At 65.4% G+C, this 16,310-nt stretch carries 13 protein-coding genes; 7 read left to right on the plus strand and 6 right to left on the minus strand.

Annotated elements, in window-relative coordinates:
* Nucleotides 1-8: 8 nt before the first annotated feature.
* The 7 genes from tsaE to ACWGS9_RS05875 all read left to right on the plus strand — a co-directional run bounded on the left by tsaE (nt 9) and on the right by ACWGS9_RS05875 (nt 10,031).
* Nucleotides 9-1,520, plus strand: coding sequence for a tRNA (adenosine(37)-N6)-threonylcarbamoyltransferase complex ATPase subunit type 1 TsaE (gene tsaE / locus ACWGS9_RS05845; protein ID WP_454504336.1), 1,512 nt, complete (start codon nt 9-11; stop codon nt 1,518-1,520).
* A complete protein-coding gene (locus ACWGS9_RS05850) occupies nt 1,517-2,239 on the plus strand; it encodes a nucleotidyltransferase family protein (protein WP_454504337.1) in 723 nt (240 codons plus the stop codon). The genes tsaE and ACWGS9_RS05850 overlap by 4 nt, the downstream gene beginning before the upstream one ends.
* The gene (addB, locus tag ACWGS9_RS05855) at nt 2,236-5,355 is read left to right on the plus strand and encodes a double-strand break repair protein AddB (protein ID WP_454504338.1); all 3,120 of its coding nucleotides are present in this window, start codon (nt 2,236-2,238) and stop codon (nt 5,353-5,355) included. The genes ACWGS9_RS05850 and addB overlap by 4 nt, the downstream gene beginning before the upstream one ends.
* Nucleotides 5,352-8,861: a double-strand break repair helicase AddA gene (gene addA, locus ACWGS9_RS05860; protein ID WP_454504339.1), complete on the plus strand. Its 3,510-nt coding sequence runs from the start codon at nt 5,352-5,354 to the stop codon at nt 8,859-8,861. Before addB ends, addA begins: the two co-directional genes overlap by 4 nt.
* Nucleotides 8,862-8,935: 74 nt before the next feature.
* The gene (gene trxA / locus ACWGS9_RS05865; RefSeq protein ID WP_320214852.1) at nt 8,936-9,259 is read left to right on the plus strand and encodes a thioredoxin; all 324 of its coding nucleotides are present in this window, start codon (nt 8,936-8,938) and stop codon (nt 9,257-9,259) included.
* A 187-nt stretch (nt 9,260-9,446) separates the two neighbouring features.
* Nucleotides 9,447-9,728 (plus strand): cupin domain-containing protein, encoded by a 282-nt coding sequence (locus ACWGS9_RS05870; RefSeq protein WP_027166948.1) that lies wholly within the window; start codon nt 9,447-9,449, stop codon nt 9,726-9,728.
* A gap of 72 nt (nt 9,729-9,800) precedes the next feature.
* Entirely contained in the window at nt 9,801-10,031 is a 231-nt protein-coding gene (locus tag ACWGS9_RS05875) for a plasmid stabilization protein (RefSeq protein WP_454504340.1), read from the plus strand.
* Nucleotides 10,032-10,437: 406 nt separating this feature from the next.
* On the opposite strand, the gene ACWGS9_RS05880 is transcribed toward ACWGS9_RS05875, so the two are convergent.
* From ACWGS9_RS05880 to ACWGS9_RS05905, 6 genes are all read right to left on the minus strand, one after another.
* Nucleotides 10,438-10,857, minus strand: coding sequence for a VOC family protein (locus tag ACWGS9_RS05880; RefSeq protein WP_454504341.1), 420 nt, complete (start codon nt 10,855-10,857; stop codon nt 10,438-10,440).
* 43 nt (nt 10,858-10,900) lie between these two features.
* The gene (locus ACWGS9_RS05885; protein WP_454504342.1) at nt 10,901-12,226 is read right to left on the minus strand and encodes a bifunctional folylpolyglutamate synthase/dihydrofolate synthase; all 1,326 of its coding nucleotides are present in this window, start codon (nt 12,224-12,226) and stop codon (nt 10,901-10,903) included.
* A gap of 235 nt (nt 12,227-12,461) precedes the next feature.
* On the minus strand, nt 12,462-13,388 hold the full coding sequence (accD, locus tag ACWGS9_RS05890; protein WP_454504343.1) for an acetyl-CoA carboxylase, carboxyltransferase subunit beta: 927 nt from the start codon (nt 13,386-13,388) through the stop codon (nt 12,462-12,464).
* Between the two features lie 38 nt (nt 13,389-13,426).
* Nucleotides 13,427-14,266 carry a tryptophan synthase subunit alpha gene (trpA, locus tag ACWGS9_RS05895; RefSeq protein WP_454504344.1) on the minus strand — a complete coding sequence of 280 codons (840 nt, stop codon included), beginning with the start codon at nt 14,264-14,266 and terminating at the stop codon, nt 13,427-13,429.
* Nucleotides 14,267-14,268: 2 nt separating this feature from the next.
* Entirely contained in the window at nt 14,269-15,519 is a 1,251-nt protein-coding gene (trpB, locus tag ACWGS9_RS05900) for a tryptophan synthase subunit beta (RefSeq protein ID WP_454504345.1), read from the minus strand.
* 26 nt (nt 15,520-15,545) lie between these two features.
* A complete protein-coding gene (locus tag ACWGS9_RS05905; RefSeq protein ID WP_454504346.1) occupies nt 15,546-16,205 on the minus strand; it encodes a phosphoribosylanthranilate isomerase in 660 nt (219 codons plus the stop codon).
* Nucleotides 16,206-16,310: the final 105 nt, after the last annotated feature.

Here is a 16,310-nt window from a genome sequence, read left to right on the forward strand (position 1 = left end):
GCGGCCACATGGCAGGGACGGTGCTTGAGCGTTTTCTCGCCGACGAGGCGGCAACGGCAAGGCTTGGCGAGGATCTAGCGATGGCGGTGCGCGCCGGCGATGCGATCGCGCTGAACGGCGATCTCGGCGCCGGCAAATCGACGCTGGCCCGCGCGCTGATCCGGGCGCTTGCCGACGATACCAATCTCGAAGTTCCGAGCCCGACCTTCACGCTGGTGCAGAGCTACGACACGCGCGTTCCGGTCCATCATTTCGACCTCTACCGGCTGTCCACCCCGGACGAACTCGACGAGCTCGGCCTCGACGATGCGCTCGCGCAGGGCGTGGTGCTGGTCGAATGGCCGGAACGGGCCGGAGACCGATTGCCGGGAACCGCGCTGTGGGTCGATCTTGCCGAACGCGGCGAAGGCCGCGTGGCGAGATTGTCGGGACAGGGACCGGTCTTCGAGCGCGTGGCGCGATCGCTGGCCATGCGCGACTTCGTGGCCTCCGCCGGATGGGGCGAAGCCAGCCGCCGCCATTTCGTCGGCGACGCCTCCGCCCGCTCTTACGAAATCGTCTCGTTGCCTGGCCAGGCGCCGCGCGTGCTGATGAACTCGCCGCGCCTCGTGCTCGGGCCGCCGGTGCGCGACGGCAAGCCCTATGCGGTGATCGCCCATACGGCCCAATCGGTCACCGCCTTCGTCGCCATCGACCGGGCGCTGCTTGCGAACGGCGTCAGCGTGCCGGTGATCCATGCCCAGGACCTCGACCAGGGCTTTCTGCTCATCGAACACCTCGGCTCGGAAGGTTTTCTTGGTCACGACGGCCAGCCCATCGCCGAACGTTACGAAGCGGCGGCCGAGCTGCTGGCCATGATGCATGGCAAGGCCTGGCCCGACCGCATGGAAGCAGCACCCGGCGTGGTCCACGACGTGCCACCTTTCGATCGGGAAGCCATGCTGATCGAGGCCGACCTGCTGGTCGACTGGTATGTGCCATGGATCACCGGCGAGCCGGCAAGCGATGAATTGCGGGCAGGCTACCACAAGGTATGGAATGCGCTTCTCGATCGCCTTGCGGGCAGCGAATACACGCTGATGCTGCGCGACTTCCATTCGCCCAACATCATCTGGCGCGCGGAGCGCTCCGGCCTCGACCGGCTCGGCATCGTCGACGTCCAGGACGCGCTGATCGGCCCGGCCGCCTATGACGTCGCGTCGCTCGCCATGGATGCCCGCGTCACCGTCTCGCCCGAGGTCGAGCGGCGGACGGTCGCGGCCTATGTCGCGGCACGGCGCGCCGCCGGCGCTTTCGACGAGGCCGGCTTCGCCGAAGCCTATGCGATCATGGCGGCGCAGCGCAATTCCAAGATCCTCGGCATCTTCGTGCGGCTCGAAAAGCGCGACGGCAAGCCTTACTATCTGAAACACCTGCCGCGCATCCGCGATTATCTGAGGCGGGCGCTGGCGCATCCGGCGCTTGGCGGGCTGAAGGATTTCTATATGGCCCACGGCCTGCTCGAGGAACGCTCGCCATGAAGCCGACGACCGCGATGGTGTTGGCGGCCGGGCTTGGCAAGCGCATGCGGCCGATCACCGACACCATGCCGAAGCCGCTGGTCAAGATCGCCGGCAAGACCTTGCTCGACTGGGGGCTGGACAGCCTCGAGGCAGCCGGTGTCGCCAAGGCCGTCGTCAACGTGCACTATCTGCCCGATCAGATCGTCGCCCATGTCGCCGGCCGCAAGGTGCCGAAGGTCGCCATCTCCGACGAGCGCGAGACGCTGCTGGAATCGGCGGGGGGTATCGTCAAGGCGCTGCCGCTTTTGGGGAGCGAGCCCTTCTACATCATCAATGCCGACACTTTCTGGATCGACAGAGGTAAACCCAGCCTCGAGCGCCTTGCCCTTGCATGGGACGCTACGAGAATGGATATTCTTCTGATGCTTACCGATCTCGACTCAGCGACTGGGCACTGCGTCGGCACCGATTTCCTGGCGGCGCCGGACGGCGCGCTCCAGCGCTCGAAAGGTGACCCGGCGGGGCTGATCTATGCGGGCGCGGCGATCATCCATCCGCGCATCTTCAGGCAAGCACCCGCTGGCTCGCATTCGCTCAATCTCTATTTCGACAAGGCGATCGGCGCCGGCCGCCTGTTCGGCATGAAGATGAACGGAAGCTGGATCACCGTCGGCACGCCGGACGCCATACCGGCGGCCGAGGCAGCGGTCGCCGGCGCTTTAGCGAAAGCGGTATGAGCGGCTCGCGCCGCGTTCTCTCCATCCCACCCGGAGCGCCGTTCCTGCCGACTCTGGCGGGGGCGTTGCTCGACGGGCGCCTGATCCCCGGCTTCCGCTTCGAGAGCGATCCGCTGGCGCTCGCCGACGCCACCATCTACGTGCCGACCCGTCGTGCGGCGCGCGCGCTGCGCGGGGCTTTCGTCGATAGGCTCGGCCAACGATCGGCCATCCTGCCAGCGGTGCGCCCGCTCGGCGAGTTCGACGAGGACGAAGCTGCCTTCGACGCCGAGGCGGCGCCTGCCATCGAGCTCGCGCCTCCGATCGCCGCGCAGGAGCGGCTGCTTTTGCTGGCGCCTTTGGTGCGCGCCTGGAAGGAAAGCCTGCCGGCTCATGTCCGGGATCGGTTCAACGAGGAGTTCGTCGTGCCGACCTCGGCTGCCGACGCCATCTGGCTGGCGCGCGACCTCGCCCGGCTGATGGACGAGATCGAGACCGAAGGCACGGACTGGGCGAAGCTCGCGACACTGGTCACCGGCAACCTCGCCGGCTGGTGGCAGGTGACGCTCGATTTCCTCGGCATCGTCACCGACAACTGGCCGGAATTGCTCAGGGAACGCAACCGCTCCAATCCCGCCGCGCATCGCAGCGCGTTGATCCGCCTGGAAGCGGCGCGGCTGAAGCGCAATCCGCCGGCCGGGCCAGTCATCGCGGCAGGTTCGACCGGATCTATACCCGCCACCGCCGAACTGCTTGCCGTGATCGCCGGCCTGCCCAACGGCGCCGTTGTTTTGCCCGGGCTCGACCGCGAGCTGGACGACGCATCCTTCGCGGCGATAACGGCGCCCGGCGCCCGTCCGGCAACGCTCGGCCACCCACAATATGGGCTCGCCAAGCTGATCGGCGGCATCGGCATCCCACGTCGCGATGTCGAGGACATCGTCGCGGCGCCATCTCCGCTCGCACTGCGCGCGGCACTTGTCGGCGAGGCGTTACGGCCGGCCGAAACCACCGAATATTGGACCGAGACGCGGCCGCGCTTCACGACATACGATGTCGGGCAGGCGCTTGCCGGCGTGACGCTGGTGGAAGCGGCGAACGAACGCGACGAGGCGGCGGCAATCGCTATTGCATTGAAGCGTGCCGTCGAGACGCCGGGCAAGCGCGCGGCGCTCGTCACCGGCGACCGCGCGCTGGCGCGGCGGGTTTCGGCCGAGCTCCTGCGTTTCGGCGTCATCGCGGACGATTCCGGCGGCACGCCGCTCACCAACACGCCGGCCACCAGCCTGCTCAGGCTCGCGCTGAACGCCGCGTTCCGGCCCGGCGACCCGGTGGGCCTGCTCGCGCTGCTCAAGCATCCGCTGCTCGGGCTCGGTCTGGAACGCCGGAGCGTGCGCAAGGCGGCCGAACTCATCGAGCTGGTGGCGCTGCGCGGCGGCACGGGTCGACCCGATGTCGCATCGCTGGGCGGGCTTTTCGAGACACGGCTCGCGGAGCTGAGCGGCGACACAAGGCAGCCTTTCTGGTTTTCGCGCCTGACAGTGCGCGGCATAGAGCAGGCACAAGATGTGCTTAGCCGCCTTACAGATGCGCACTCGCCGCTCACCGCGATGCGCCAGGAGGAAGACGCCGAGATCGCGACGCTGACGCGTGCAAGCGTGGTCGCGTTGGAGGATCTGGGCCGCGCTGCCGATGGCAGTCTGACGGAACTCTATGCCGGCGACGCCGGCGAGAAACTCGCCGAGCAGTTGCGCGGACTGGTGGCCGTGTCCTCGCCTTTCACCTTCGCCGCCCTGGAATGGCCTGACGTGATGGAGGCGCTGATCGCGCCGGAGACGGTGAAGCCGGCACAAGGCACCGACCGCAACATCGCCATCTGGGGCGCGCTGGAAGCCCGATTGCAAAACGTCGACACGCTGGTCATCGGCGGTCTCAATGAAGGGGTTTGGCCGCGCAAGCCAGAGAGCGACCGCTTCATGTCGCGGCTGATGAAGACCGGCATCGATCTCGAGCCGCCGGAACGGCGGATCGGCCTCGCCGCGCATGATTTCCAAATGGCGATGGGCGCCAGCGACGTGGTGCTGACGCGTTCGGCACGCTCGGGCGACGCGCCGGCGGTGCCGTCGCGCTGGCTGCAGCGTATCGTGACCTTCATCGGCAAGGAGGCCGTGGCGGCGCTTCGCGGGCGCGGCAACGCGCTGCTTGCCTGGGCGCGCGCGCTCGATGCCGGCGAGAAGAAGGATTTCGCGGCGCGCCCTCAGCCGAAGCCGCCGCTTAGCCTGCGTCCGCGGCATTTCTCGGTCACCGAGATCGAGACGCTGCGCCGCGACCCCTACGCGATCTATGCGCGGCGCATCCTCGGCCTGATGCCGCTCGAGCCGCTGATCCGCGATCCGGGCGCCGCCGAACGCGGCACGCTGTTCCACGAAATCCTGCATTTGTTCTCGCGGCGGGTCGAGGATCCAAGGGCGCCAGACGCACTGAAGAGCCTCATCGAGGCCGGCCGCATCTGCTTTGCCGACGCAAAGCTTCCGCCGGACATCGAAGCTGTCTGGTGGCCACGTTTCGAAAAGCTCGCCGAAAACATTATCGAATGGGAGCATGGCCGCGCCGATGCAGTCGCGAGGCGCTACGCCGAGGAGCGCGCCGACAAGACGGTGGTCGGCCGCACCGGCGTTACGCTTTCCGGCTATGCCGACCGGGTCGACCTGCTTGCCGGCGGCATGGCCGACATCCTCGACTACAAGACGGGCTCCTCACCCTCGAAAGCGCAGGCGCACACGCTGTTGTCGCCGCAGCTTGCGTTGGAAGGGGCGTTGCTCAGGCGTGGTGCCTTCAAGGAACTCGGCATTCGCGAGCCATCGCAGCTTGCCTTCGTACGGCTGAAGCCGAATGGCGAGGTGTTCGAGGAATCGATCCTTGAATACAACCGCAAGCCCCGCACCGCCAACGACCTCTCCGAGGAAGCCTGGGCGCGGCTGGAGCGGCTGCTGTTCCACTATGCGGATCCTGCGACCGGCTATCTGTCGCGCGCGCTGCCGTTCCGCGAAGGTGAAGCCGACGGCGACTACGACCAACTGGCGCGCGTGCTCGAATGGTCGGCGGGCGGCGCCAGCGAAGACGAGGCGGAAGGATGAAATATCCGATCCCCTCCGACACCGCCGCCAGCCAGGCGCGCGCTTCCGATCCGGCCAATTCCGCCTGGGTGTCGGCCAATGCGGGGTCGGGCAAGACGCATGTGCTGGCACAGCGCGTCATCCGGCTCCTGCTCAACGGCACCGATCCATCGAAGATCCTGTGCCTCACCTATACGCGCGCGGCCGCGGCCAATATGTCGAACCGCGTGTTCTCGACCCTGTCGGAATGGACAGCGCTGCCCGATGCGGAGCTTGGCGCGCGGATCGCGGCGCTCGACGGCCACGGCGCCGACCGCGACATGATGCGGCGTGCACGCCGGCTGTTCGCCGAGGCGCTCGAGACGCCGGGCGGGCTGAAGATCCAGACCATCCACGCCTTCTGCGAATCGGTGCTGCACCAGTTCCCGCTCGAAGCCAACATCCCGGCCCATTTCGACATGCTCGATCCGCAGATGGAGGCCTCGCTGTTTGGCGATGCCCGCCGCGACATGATCTCGGGCGCGGGCGCCGGCGTCGAAGGCCTGGCGGAGGCCTTCGCCACCGTGCTGGAGCGCGGCGGCGAGTTCGGGCTCGATTCACTGCTTTCCGAAATCGTCCGCAAACGCGACGACCTGCGCGATTTCGTCGTCAAGCTCGGCAAGGATCGAGATTTCCGGCCGCTGTTCGCCGAATTCGGCTTCAGGCCCGGACAGAAGGCTGAAGACATCGCCGCTTCCATCTGGCCGCTGCCTGGCTTCGCACCCAGCCAGTTCGCCGAATTCGCGCATGCCGCCGAAGCCACCGACGCTCGGCAGGTGCTGAACAATGTCGTCCCTTATGCACGAGGCGCATTCGCCGAAGCCGATCCGATCCGCCGGTTGCGGCTCCTGGCAAAGGCCTTTCTCAAGGCCGACGGCGACCCTTATGAGCCACCCAAAATCTTCAAGAAGGCGCTGGTCGACCGGCTGCCGGACTTGGCCGATCGCTACCTGGCGACGGCCAAGGCAATCCTCGACGTGACCGACCGGCTGGCGCTGTTTCGCATGCTGGAAGGGACAGCGGCGGCGCTCACCGTCGCCGGCTGGCTGATCGCGCGCTATGAGCGATTGAAGCGCGGGCGGGGCTTCCTCGATTTCAACGACCTGATCACCCGCACGGTCGGTCTCTTGTCGCGGCCCGATGCCGGACCTTGGGTGCAATTCAAGCTCGACCAGGGCATCGACCATATCCTGCTCGACGAGGCGCAGGACACCAGCCCGGACCAGTGGGAAGTGGTGAAGAAGCTGACGGAAGAATTCTTTGCCGGCCTTGGCCAGCGCGAGGCGGTGCGGCGAACGGTCTTTGCCGTCGGCGACGAGAAACAGTCGATCTACTCCTTCCAGGGCGCGGCGCCGGATTCGTTTGCCGAAAGCCGGCTTTTGTTTGCCGGCCGCGTGCGCGACGCCGAAGCCGCCTTCGCCAATCTCAAGCTCACCTGGTCGTTCCGTTCGAGCGACGACGTGCTGGCCGCGGTCGACCGCGTCTTTGCCGAGCCGGGAGTCAGGCGCGGCATCAGCCACGATCCCGATCCGCTGAGCCACAAGGCGATCCGCACCGACGCGCCGGGTTATGTCGAGGTGTGGCCGTCGATCGGCGCCGAAATGGTCGAGGAGCCGGATGACTGGACGTTGCCGGTCAACCACGCCAGCGCACCCGCCGTGCGCGTGGCCGAGCACGTGGCGACGACCATCCAGAGCTGGCTGCGCAATGGCGAGGTCATCGAAGGCAAGGGCAGGAAGCTGACCGCCGGCGATATCCTCGTCCTGGTGCGCAAGCGCGACCGCTTCGTCCATGCGCTGTCGCGCAGCCTGAAGAACCGCCAGATCCCGGTGGCCGGCGCCGACAGGCTGAGCCTGCCCGGCCATATCGCCGTGCAGGACCTGATCGCGCTCGGACATTTCCTCATCCAGCCTGAGGACGATCTTTCCCTGGCAGCCGTGCTGCGCAGCCCGATCTTCGAGGTGTCCGAAGAGTTGCTGGCGCTTGCCGGTGAGCGGCCGAAAGGCCGGTCGCTGATTGCCTCGCTGCGGCAGCATGCAGCCGACGACGAAGCCCTGGCCGCTATCGTTAGCCGGCTCGACGCCTGGGCGACCGAAGTGGCGTTCAAGCCGGTGTTCGAGTTCTATGCCGCGGCGCTGGCGCGCGACGGCCTGCGGCGCAAGATGACGGCGCGGCTCGGGCCGGAAGCCGGCGACATCCTCGACGAATTCCTGAGTTTCTGCCTGGCCGAGGAACGCACCGGCCTGCCGGGGCTGGAATCCTTCCTGTCGACGCTGGAAAATGCCGGTCCCGAGATCAAGCGCGAGATGGACCAGACGCGCGACGAGGTGCGGGTCATGACCGTGCATGCCGCCAAGGGCCTGGAGGCGCCGGTTGTCTTCCTGGTCGATGGCGGTTCGGCGCCATTCAGCGACCAGCATCTGCCGCGGCTGATGCCGTTCGAGAGCTCGGGCTTGCATTGGAAAGGCAAGGGCTATCTGTGGCGCCCGGCCAGCGATGTCGCCAATGGCGTTTCGCGGGCGGCTTCCGTCCGGGCGCGCGAGCTTGCCGACGACGAGTACCGGCGGCTGCTCTATGTCGGCATGACGCGCGCCGAGGACCGGCTAATCGTCTGCGGCTATCACGGCAAGCGACAGCCCGGCACCGGCACCTGGCATTCGATCGTCAGCCGGGCATTGACCGGCGCGCCCGAGAGTTCCGAGCGCCGCCATCCCGCGACGGCCGAGACGGCCGTGCACCGCTTCCATATGACCGGGCTGCCGCCGGTAGCGCTGACCGGCACCGACGAGACAGGACCGTTCGAGCATACCGCGCCGCTGCCAGAAAACCTGTTCCGGCCGCTGCCGCCCTATGAAGAGCTGCCGCGGCCGCTTTCGCCTTCCGGCGCCTCGGCGCTGATCGACGAAGCGAAAGAAGCTGTGCCCGACACGCGCTCGCCGGTGCTCGACGCCGCCGCCGAGCCCGGTTTCGCGGTTGTGCGCGGCCTGGCCCTGCACAAACTGCTGCAGATGCTGCCCGGCATCGCGGAAGAGGAAAGGCGGGGCGCGTCCGAGCGCTACCTGGCGCGCGCCGGCGCCGACTGGCCGGCGGGCGAGCGCGACAAGGCGCTGGAGGCGGTGCTGTCTATCCTGTCCGACAACCGCTTCGGCGCCCTGTTCTCGCCGTCCTCGCGCGCCGAAGTCGCGATCATGGGCAGCCTCGCGGTGAAGGGCAAGCTGCGCTCGATCTCCGGCAAGATCGACCGGCTGGCAGTCACCTCGCAAAAGGTTTCGATCGTCGATTACAAGACCAACCGCCCGGCGCCCAGGAACCTGGCCGAGGTGCCGCCGGCCTATGTGCTGCAGCTTGCCCTCTACCGCGCGCTGCTCAAGCCGCTCTATCCGGGCCGCGAGGTGACGGCTGCGCTGCTGTTCACCGAGGCGCCGCGCCTGATCGAGCTGCCGGCAGCGGCCATGGACGACGCCCTTGCCCGACTCACGGGAGCGTGACACAAGAACTGCTTGAACATCGCCACCATAACCACCACATTTGGTGCAACCCGAGTTTTGGAAAGGATTTCAGCATGGCCACCGTCAAGGTCGACAAGGGCAATTTCCAGGCCGATGTGCTCAACGCCAAGGAGCCGGTCGTGGTGGATTTCTGGGCCGAGTGGTGCGGTCCCTGCAAGATGATCGGCCCGTCACTGGAGGAAATCGCCAAGGAGCTCGGCTCGAAGGTGAAGGTCGCCAAGCTCAACATCGACGAGAATCCCGAGCTTGCCGCGCAGTATGGCGTGCGCTCGATCCCGACGCTGATGATCTTCAAGGGCGGAGAAGTCGCCGACATGAAGGTGGGCGCCGCGCCGAAGACCGCGCTGTCGCACTGGATCAACGGCAGCCTCGCCTGAGCCAATCCGAAAAAGTTCAAGAACAAGCCCGGCCATCGCGCCGGGCTTTTCTTTGGCGCCATGTCTCATGGCGCTCTGGCCCTGACGCCCCGGCTCTCCATCTTCTTTGCTGGAGCAATTCCAGGAAAAGTGTGAAGCGGTTTTCCGTCCGCAATTGCGTAAAAAAGAGATAGAAAAGGGAGAGGTCATGACCGGAACAGCCAAGGCCACCGTTCACGTCGACAATGAGCGGGTGATCGTCACCGAATACCGTTTCGCGCCGGGCGCCAACACCGGATGGCACCGCCACGGCCACGACTATGTCGTCGTGCCGCTGATGGACGGCAAGGTGAAACTGGTGACCAAGGACGGTGAATCCTTCGCCGAGATGAAGCAAGGGGCGCCCTATTTCCGCAGGGAAGGCGTCGAGCACGACGTCATCAACGCCAATGATGGCGAATATGCCTTCATCGAGATCGAGCTGAAGTAGATGGCTGGCCATCATCTGCCATCTTGATGGCTAAGCTCTGTCGGTATCTATTTCCGGCAAGCGGAGTTCGAAATGGCCGAACCGAAACTCTCAGTCCGTAGCGCAAAAGCATGGAACCTTGCTCATCGACTTGCGCGTCGCGAGAATCGTTCCATAGCCGAAGTGATCGAACGCGCGCTCGAGTCCTATGAGATTCAGGAAGCACGGCGCGAACCGGCATCCAGCTTCTATGCTCGGCTGGTTGCAAGCAGCGGAGCCGACATCGATCTGGAGAAAATGATCCGCGAAGGCCGCGAACTCTAGTGGCACTGCATAGGGATTTTGACGGTCGGCTCTGTTTGCGTTGGCAGGCGGCATGCGTCGGTGATTGGCCGAAACGCCCATCGCGATCGTCATTCTAGGGCGGAGCAGGAGCGAAGCTCCGTCGCGAAGACCCTAGAATCCATGCCGTTACCTTCGCCAAGGAGTGCAACGGAGCAAAATTCTGCACCGTAGCGGCGCTTCGACGTCACGGCATGGATTCTAGGGTCTGCGCGCGTCGCTTCGCTCCTTGCTCCGCCAAAGAATGACGACGTTGGGGGGCGGTTTCAGCCAATCCCCGGCATTTGCGCTGAGTTCACGGAAATGAGTCTCGCACCAAGACAAACGGCAACCTTTTCAAAATCCCTTTGTCTAGCCGAATTTCGGACCGGTCAATCAGCTGAACTAGTCACCAGTCGGCGACGCGATCGCCGCCGGTAAACTGCGCGCTCTCGGCGGTGTATTCGAACAGCTCGATCTTCACGCCGTTGGGATCGGCGATCCAGGCCTGGTAGGTATCGTCGCAGGCGAGCTTCTTCGGCGTCACCGCGACGCCTTTCGACCTGATATGAGCGATGGCCGCGTCGATATCTTCCACCTCCAGGCAGAAGTGGTTGATCTGGTTCAACTCGCTGTAGCTGGCTTCGCTCTTCTCGAACACCTCGACATGGCTGCGGCCGCCGCAGTCGAGATAGAAGCCGAATATCTTGCCGTCACGCAGGAAATTGAACCGGGTATCCATGCCAAGCACGTCGCGGTAGAAACCGCGCGTCGCCTCCAGGTCATGCGCGAAGATGCAGACATGGGCGAGCTGCCTCACCTGGATCATGACCGGTTCCTTTCGGTCCCCCGCCGCGCTGCCTGGAATTGCTTCAGGTCGGCGGCGTACCATTCTCGTCCAGCACCGCGCCTGCGAAATAGAGCGAGCCGCCAATCAGGATGCGCGGCGCAGGACCGTCCCAGCTGTCGCGCAGAAGCATCAGCGCGCTGGCGACCGAGCTGACCGGCTCGGCCGACAGGCCGGCCTCGGCGGCGCGCAGCGCCAGTTCGTCGTTCGGCACGCCGGCGTCGCTGCTGGTTACCGGTACGGTGTAGACATGGCGGGCGAGGCCCTTGAAGGCGCTGAAATAACCGGTCTGGTCCTTGGTGTTGATCATACCCGAGATCAGGATCAGCGGCCTCGGGTTCTTTTCCTCCTGCTCGGCCAGCGCCTCGGCGATGACGATGCCGGCACCCGGATTGTGACCGCCATCCAGCCAGATCTCGGCGCCCTTCGGCGCGAGCTCGACAAGCTTGCCCTGCGGCAGCTTCTGCATGCGCGCCGGCCAGGCGACATGGGTCATCGCCTTTTCGGTGGCGCGATGGCTGATCTCGAAGCCGGCTGCCTTGACGGCGGCGATCGCCGCCGCGGCGTTGGCGAACTGGTGGCGCCCGGGCAGCCGCGGCGAAGGCAGGTCCATCAACCCGTCCTCGTCCTGATAGACCATGCGGCCGTTTTCCTCGAAGGCGAGGAAATCCTGGCCATAAACCACGGTCGGGCAATCCAGCCGCTCGGCCGTCTCGATCAGCACCTGAAGTGCCGTCTCGCTTTCCTGCGCGCCGATCACCACCGGGCAACCGCGCTTCATGATGCCGGCCTTTTCGGCGGCGATCAGCTCGACGCGGTCGCCGAGATAGGCCTCGTGGTCCATCGATATCGGCATGATGACCGAGACGGCCGGTCGTTTGATGACATTGGTGGCGTCGAAGCGGCCGCCGAGACCGACCTCGATGATCGCCGCCTCCGCCGGATGCTCCGAAAACAGGATGAAGGTGACGGCGGTGAGTATCTCGAAGACGGTGATTTTCTGGCCGGCATTGACTTCCGCGGCACGCGCAATGGCCTCGGCGAAAACGTCGTCATCGACGAGCCTGCCGCCGCCTTCGGCCGCCAGCCGGTAGCGTTCATGCCAGTTCACCAGATGCGGCGAGGTGTGGACGTGGACCAAGTGGCCGGCCGCCTCCAGCAGCGCGCGCGAGAAGGCGGCGCAGGAGCCCTTGCCATTGGTGCCGGCGATGTGGATGACCGGCGGCAGCCGGTCCTGCGGATTGCCGAGGCGTTCGAGAAGCCGCGTGACGCGGTCCAGCGAAAGGTCGAAGCCTTTCGGATGCAGCGTCATCAGATGTTCGATTTCGCGGTCGGCGGAAAGCGTTGTCATGATGGAATCCTAGAGCGGTTCATCATTCATGGAAATGCAGAGCCGCTCTCTTTCTTTGTTGACGCAATTCCGGACGGAAAACCGCTTCACACTTTTCCTGGAATTGCTTTTAGTGCACCGCACCCTGAACCGGGAATCGGTTCAGAACAGCCATGCGCAAATCAGAGGCTACAGCACGCAAGACGAGGCGCAAATCGCGGTTCGCGGCCAACGATGTCGCTTCGGGCCGATCGCGTCAGGCTTGAGGTCGCGCCTCGGCGCTGACGACTGCCGGCGGCAAAATCTCCGGCTCGAGCGGCTTCTCGGCTTCCGGTATCTTGAGCAGCATCTTCAAGAGCCGCGCGATGGTCTGGCGCATCTCCAGACGCGAGACGACCATGTCGACCATGCCGTGCTCCATCAGGTATTCAGCGCGCTGGAAGCCGTCGGGCAGCTTTTCGCGGATGGTCTGCTCGATGACGCGCGGGCCGGCAAAGCCGATCAGGGCGCCCGGCTCGGCGATCTGGACGTCGCCCAGCATGGCGTAGGAGGCGGTGACGCCGCCGGTGGTCGGGTTGGTCAGCACGACGATATAGGGCAGGCCGGCTTCCTTCAGCCGGTCGACGCCGACCGTGGTGCGCGGCAATTGCATCAGCGACAGGATGCCTTCCTGCATGCGGGCGCCGCCGGAGGCCGCGAAGAGGATCAGCGGCCGCTTGCGCTCCAGCGCGACCTCGAAGGCATGCACGATGGCTTCGCCGGCTGCCATGCCGAGCGAGCCGCCCATGAAGGCGAAGTCCTGCACGGTGACGATGACCGGCAGCCCGTCGATAGTGCCGGCGCCGTTGAGGATCGCATCCTCAAGGCTGGTCTTGGCCTTCGCCTCCTTCAGGCGATCGGTGTAGCGCTTCTCGTCGCGGAACTTCAGCGGGTCGAGGACGACCTTGGGGTTTTCGAGCTGCTCGTATTTGCCGTCGTCGAAAAAGTACCGCAGCCGCTCCTTGGCCGAGATTTTCATATGGTGGCCGGAAGCCGGGATGACGAACTGGTTGGATTCGAGATCCTTGTGGAAGATCATCTCGCCGGTCTCGGGATCCTTGATCCAGAGGTTTTCCGGCATGTCGGTGCGCCGGCCGAGCATCGAATTGATCTTCGGGCGGACGTAATTGGTGATCCAGTTCATGGCTTCGGCTCCTGTCCTGGAATAAAGACGTAGGAAGATTATTCGGCGGCAGCAAGGCGGGCCGAACGAACGCCCTGGGCAAGGCCGCTGACCAGCGTGGCGACGGCTTCGGCCGGATCGGCTGTTTTCTCGCCCTTCGGCCCAAGCACATTGGCAATCGCGTTGACGATCGCCGTACCGACCACGACGCCGTCGGCGGACGCGCCGATGACACGGGCCTGCTCGGCCGTCTTGACGCCGAAACCGACGCAGACCGGCAGCGCGGTATGGCCCTTGATGCGCGTGACCGCCGCCGAGACCTTGGCGGTGTCGGCCAAGGCCGAGCCGGTGATGCCGGTCATCGAGACGTAATAGACGAAGCCCGAGGTGTTTTCCAAAACCTTGGGCAGGCGCTTGTCGTCGGTGGTCGGCGTCGCCAGCCGGATGAAGTTGACGCCGGCCTTCAGCGCCGGAATGCAGAGCTCCTCGTCCATCTCCGGCGGCAGGTCGACGACGATCAGCCCGTCGATGCCGCTTGCCTTGGCGTCGGTGAGGAAGCGGTCGACGCCGTAGATGTAGATCGGGTTGTAGTAGCCCATCAGAACGATCGGCGTGTCATTATCGCCGGCGCGGAACTCGGAGGCCATCTTCAGCGTCCTGGCCAGCGTCTGGCCGCCTTTCAGCGCCCTGAGGCCCGCCGCCTGGATCGCAGGGCCGTCGGCCATCGGATCGGAAAAGGGCATGCCGAGCTCGATGATGTCGGAGCCCGCGAGCGGCAGCCCCTTCATGATGGCCAAGGCGGTGTCGTAATCGGGGTCGCCCCCCATGATGTAGGTGACCAAGGCCGGACGGCCCTCGGACTTGAGCTTCGCCATGCGGCGGTCGATGCGGGTGGTCATTGTCAGATCTCCATGCCCAGCATGTTGGCCACCGTGTGCACGTCCTTGTCGCCGCGGCCTGACAAATTGACGATGACGATCCGGTCCTTGTCCATGGAAGGCACGATCTTCATCGCATGGGCAATGGCATGCGCCGATTCCAGCGCCGGGATGATGCCCTCGACACGCGTCGTCAGTTGGAAAGCTTCCAGCGCCTCGTCGTCGAGGATCGGCTCATACTGGACGCGGCCCGAGTCACGCAGCCAGGAATGCTCGGGGCCGACGCCTGGATAGTCGAGACCGGCCGAGATCGAGTGACCGTCCATGATCTGGCCGTCGGCATTCTGCAAGAGATAGGTGCGGTTGCCATGCAGCACGCCCGGCTTGCCGGCGTTCATCGAGGCGCAGTGCTCGATGCCTTCGAGGCCGCGCCCGCCGGCTTCGATGCCGATGATGCGGACATCCTTGTCGTCGAGGAAGGGATGGAACAGGCCGATGGCGTTGGAGCCGCCGCCGACAGCGGCGATGATGACATCGGGCAGCCGGCCTTCCTGCTCGAGGATCTGCGCGCGGGCCTCCGTGCCGATCACCGACTGGAAGTCGCGCACCAGCTCCGGATAGGGATGCGGGCCGGCGGCGGTGCCGATCAGGTAATAGGTGTCCTCGACATTGGTGACCCAGTCGCGCAGGGCCTCGTTCATGGCGTCCTTCAGCGTGCCGTGGCCGGCCGTGACCGGCCGCACCTCGGCGCCGAGCAGCTTCATGCGGAACACATTGGGGCTCTGGCGGGCGACATCGGTGGCGCCCATGTAGACCACGCAAGGATAGCCGAAGCGGGCCGCGACGGTGGCCGAGGCGACGCCATGCTGGCCGGCGCCGGTCTCGGCGATGATGCGCTTCTTGCCCATGCGCTTGGCGAGCAGGATCTGGCCGAGGCAATTGTTGATCTTGTGCGAGCCGGTGTGGTTCAGGTCCTCGCGCTTGAAATAGACCTTGGCGCCGCCCCCGAGGCCCTTCGCCGAGGAAACCTCACGAAGATGCCTGGTCAGGCCTTCGGCGAAATAGAGTTTTGAGGGCCGCCCGGCATAGTGGGTCGACAAGTTCTGCAGCTCGGCCTTGAACTCGGGGTCGGTCTTGGCCTTGTTCCACTGCTGTTCGAGATCGAGGATCAGCGGCATCAGCGTCTCGGCGACGAAGCGGCCGCCGAAAATGCCGAACATGCCCTGCTCGTCGGGCCCGGTGCGAAAGGAATTGGGCATTGCCGGCTTGTTCATCGCCGATCTCCTGATGTGACTTGTTTTCAGGCGGCGCGGTCGTCGCGCGCAGCCCTGACGGCCCGGAAAAACTGCTCGATCAGCGCCGGATCCTTGACGCCCGGAGCGCTTTCCACGCCCGACGAAACGTCTATTGCGGGCGGATTGGCCTGTCTCAGGGCATCGCCGATATTGGCGGCGTTGAGCCCCCCGGAAAGCATGTATTCGACGCCGGCGTCAAGGCCGGCAAGGATGCGCCAGTCGAAGGCGACGCCATTGCCGCCCGGAAGTTGCGACCCCTTCGGCGGCTTGGCGTCGAAGAGGAAACAGTCGGCGACGCCGGTATAGGGCTTTACCCGCTCCAGATCCGCCGCCTCGCTGACCGGCAGCGCCTTCATCACCGGCAAGCCGTAACGGGCCTTGAGTTCGGCCACCCGCTCGGGTGTTTCCGAACCATGCAGTTGCAACATGTCGGGCCGCATTTTGGCGACGATCTCGTCGAGGAAGGCATCATCGGCATCGACCGTGACGGCGACAGCCTTGGCCTTGCCGCGTGCGGCTTCTCGGAGGCGGCCGGCCTCCGCTGGCTCGACATAGCGGGGGCTCTTGGCGAAGAAAATAAAGCCGACATGGCTGGCGCCGCCGGCAAGGGCGGCAGCCATCGCGGCGTCGGTCTTCAATCCGCAGATCTTGATGTCGAGCGTCATTGGCCGGGATTGGCACGAAACGGCCAAAGAGTCGAGAAAAAGCATGCTGTTGCCGGCTTTACGGAAAACACTAGCTTCATATAGCAACTACAGGCGGGAGCACGA

It is taken from the genome of Mesorhizobium sp. Arg314 (assembly GCF_053714275.1).

Coding starts and splice junctions, on each gene's coding strand:
- tsaE (WP_454504336.1), top strand. CDS start 9: ATGGCAGGGACGGTGCTTGAGCGTTTTCTCGCCGACGAGGCGGCAACG.
- ACWGS9_RS05850 (WP_454504337.1), top strand. CDS start 1,517: ATGAAGCCGACGACCGCGATGGTGTTGGCGGCCGGGCTTGGCAAGCGC.
- addB (WP_454504338.1), top strand. CDS start 2,236: ATGAGCGGCTCGCGCCGCGTTCTCTCCATCCCACCCGGAGCGCCGTTC.
- addA (WP_454504339.1), top strand. CDS start 5,352: ATGAAATATCCGATCCCCTCCGACACCGCCGCCAGCCAGGCGCGCGCT.
- trxA (WP_320214852.1), top strand. CDS start 8,936: ATGGCCACCGTCAAGGTCGACAAGGGCAATTTCCAGGCCGATGTGCTC.
- ACWGS9_RS05870 (WP_027166948.1), top strand. CDS start 9,447: ATGACCGGAACAGCCAAGGCCACCGTTCACGTCGACAATGAGCGGGTG.
- ACWGS9_RS05875 (WP_454504340.1), top strand. CDS start 9,801: ATGGCCGAACCGAAACTCTCAGTCCGTAGCGCAAAAGCATGGAACCTT.
- ACWGS9_RS05880 (WP_454504341.1), bottom strand. CDS start 10,857: ATGATCCAGGTGAGGCAGCTCGCCCATGTCTGCATCTTCGCGCATGAC.
- ACWGS9_RS05885 (WP_454504342.1), bottom strand. CDS start 12,226: ATGACAACGCTTTCCGCCGACCGCGAAATCGAACATCTGATGACGCTG.
- accD (WP_454504343.1), bottom strand. CDS start 13,388: ATGAACTGGATCACCAATTACGTCCGCCCGAAGATCAATTCGATGCTC.
- trpA (WP_454504344.1), bottom strand. CDS start 14,266: ATGACCACCCGCATCGACCGCCGCATGGCGAAGCTCAAGTCCGAGGGC.
- trpB (WP_454504345.1), bottom strand. CDS start 15,519: ATGAACAAGCCGGCAATGCCCAATTCCTTTCGCACCGGGCCCGACGAG.
- ACWGS9_RS05905 (WP_454504346.1), bottom strand. CDS start 16,205: ATGACGCTCGACATCAAGATCTGCGGATTGAAGACCGACGCCGCGATG.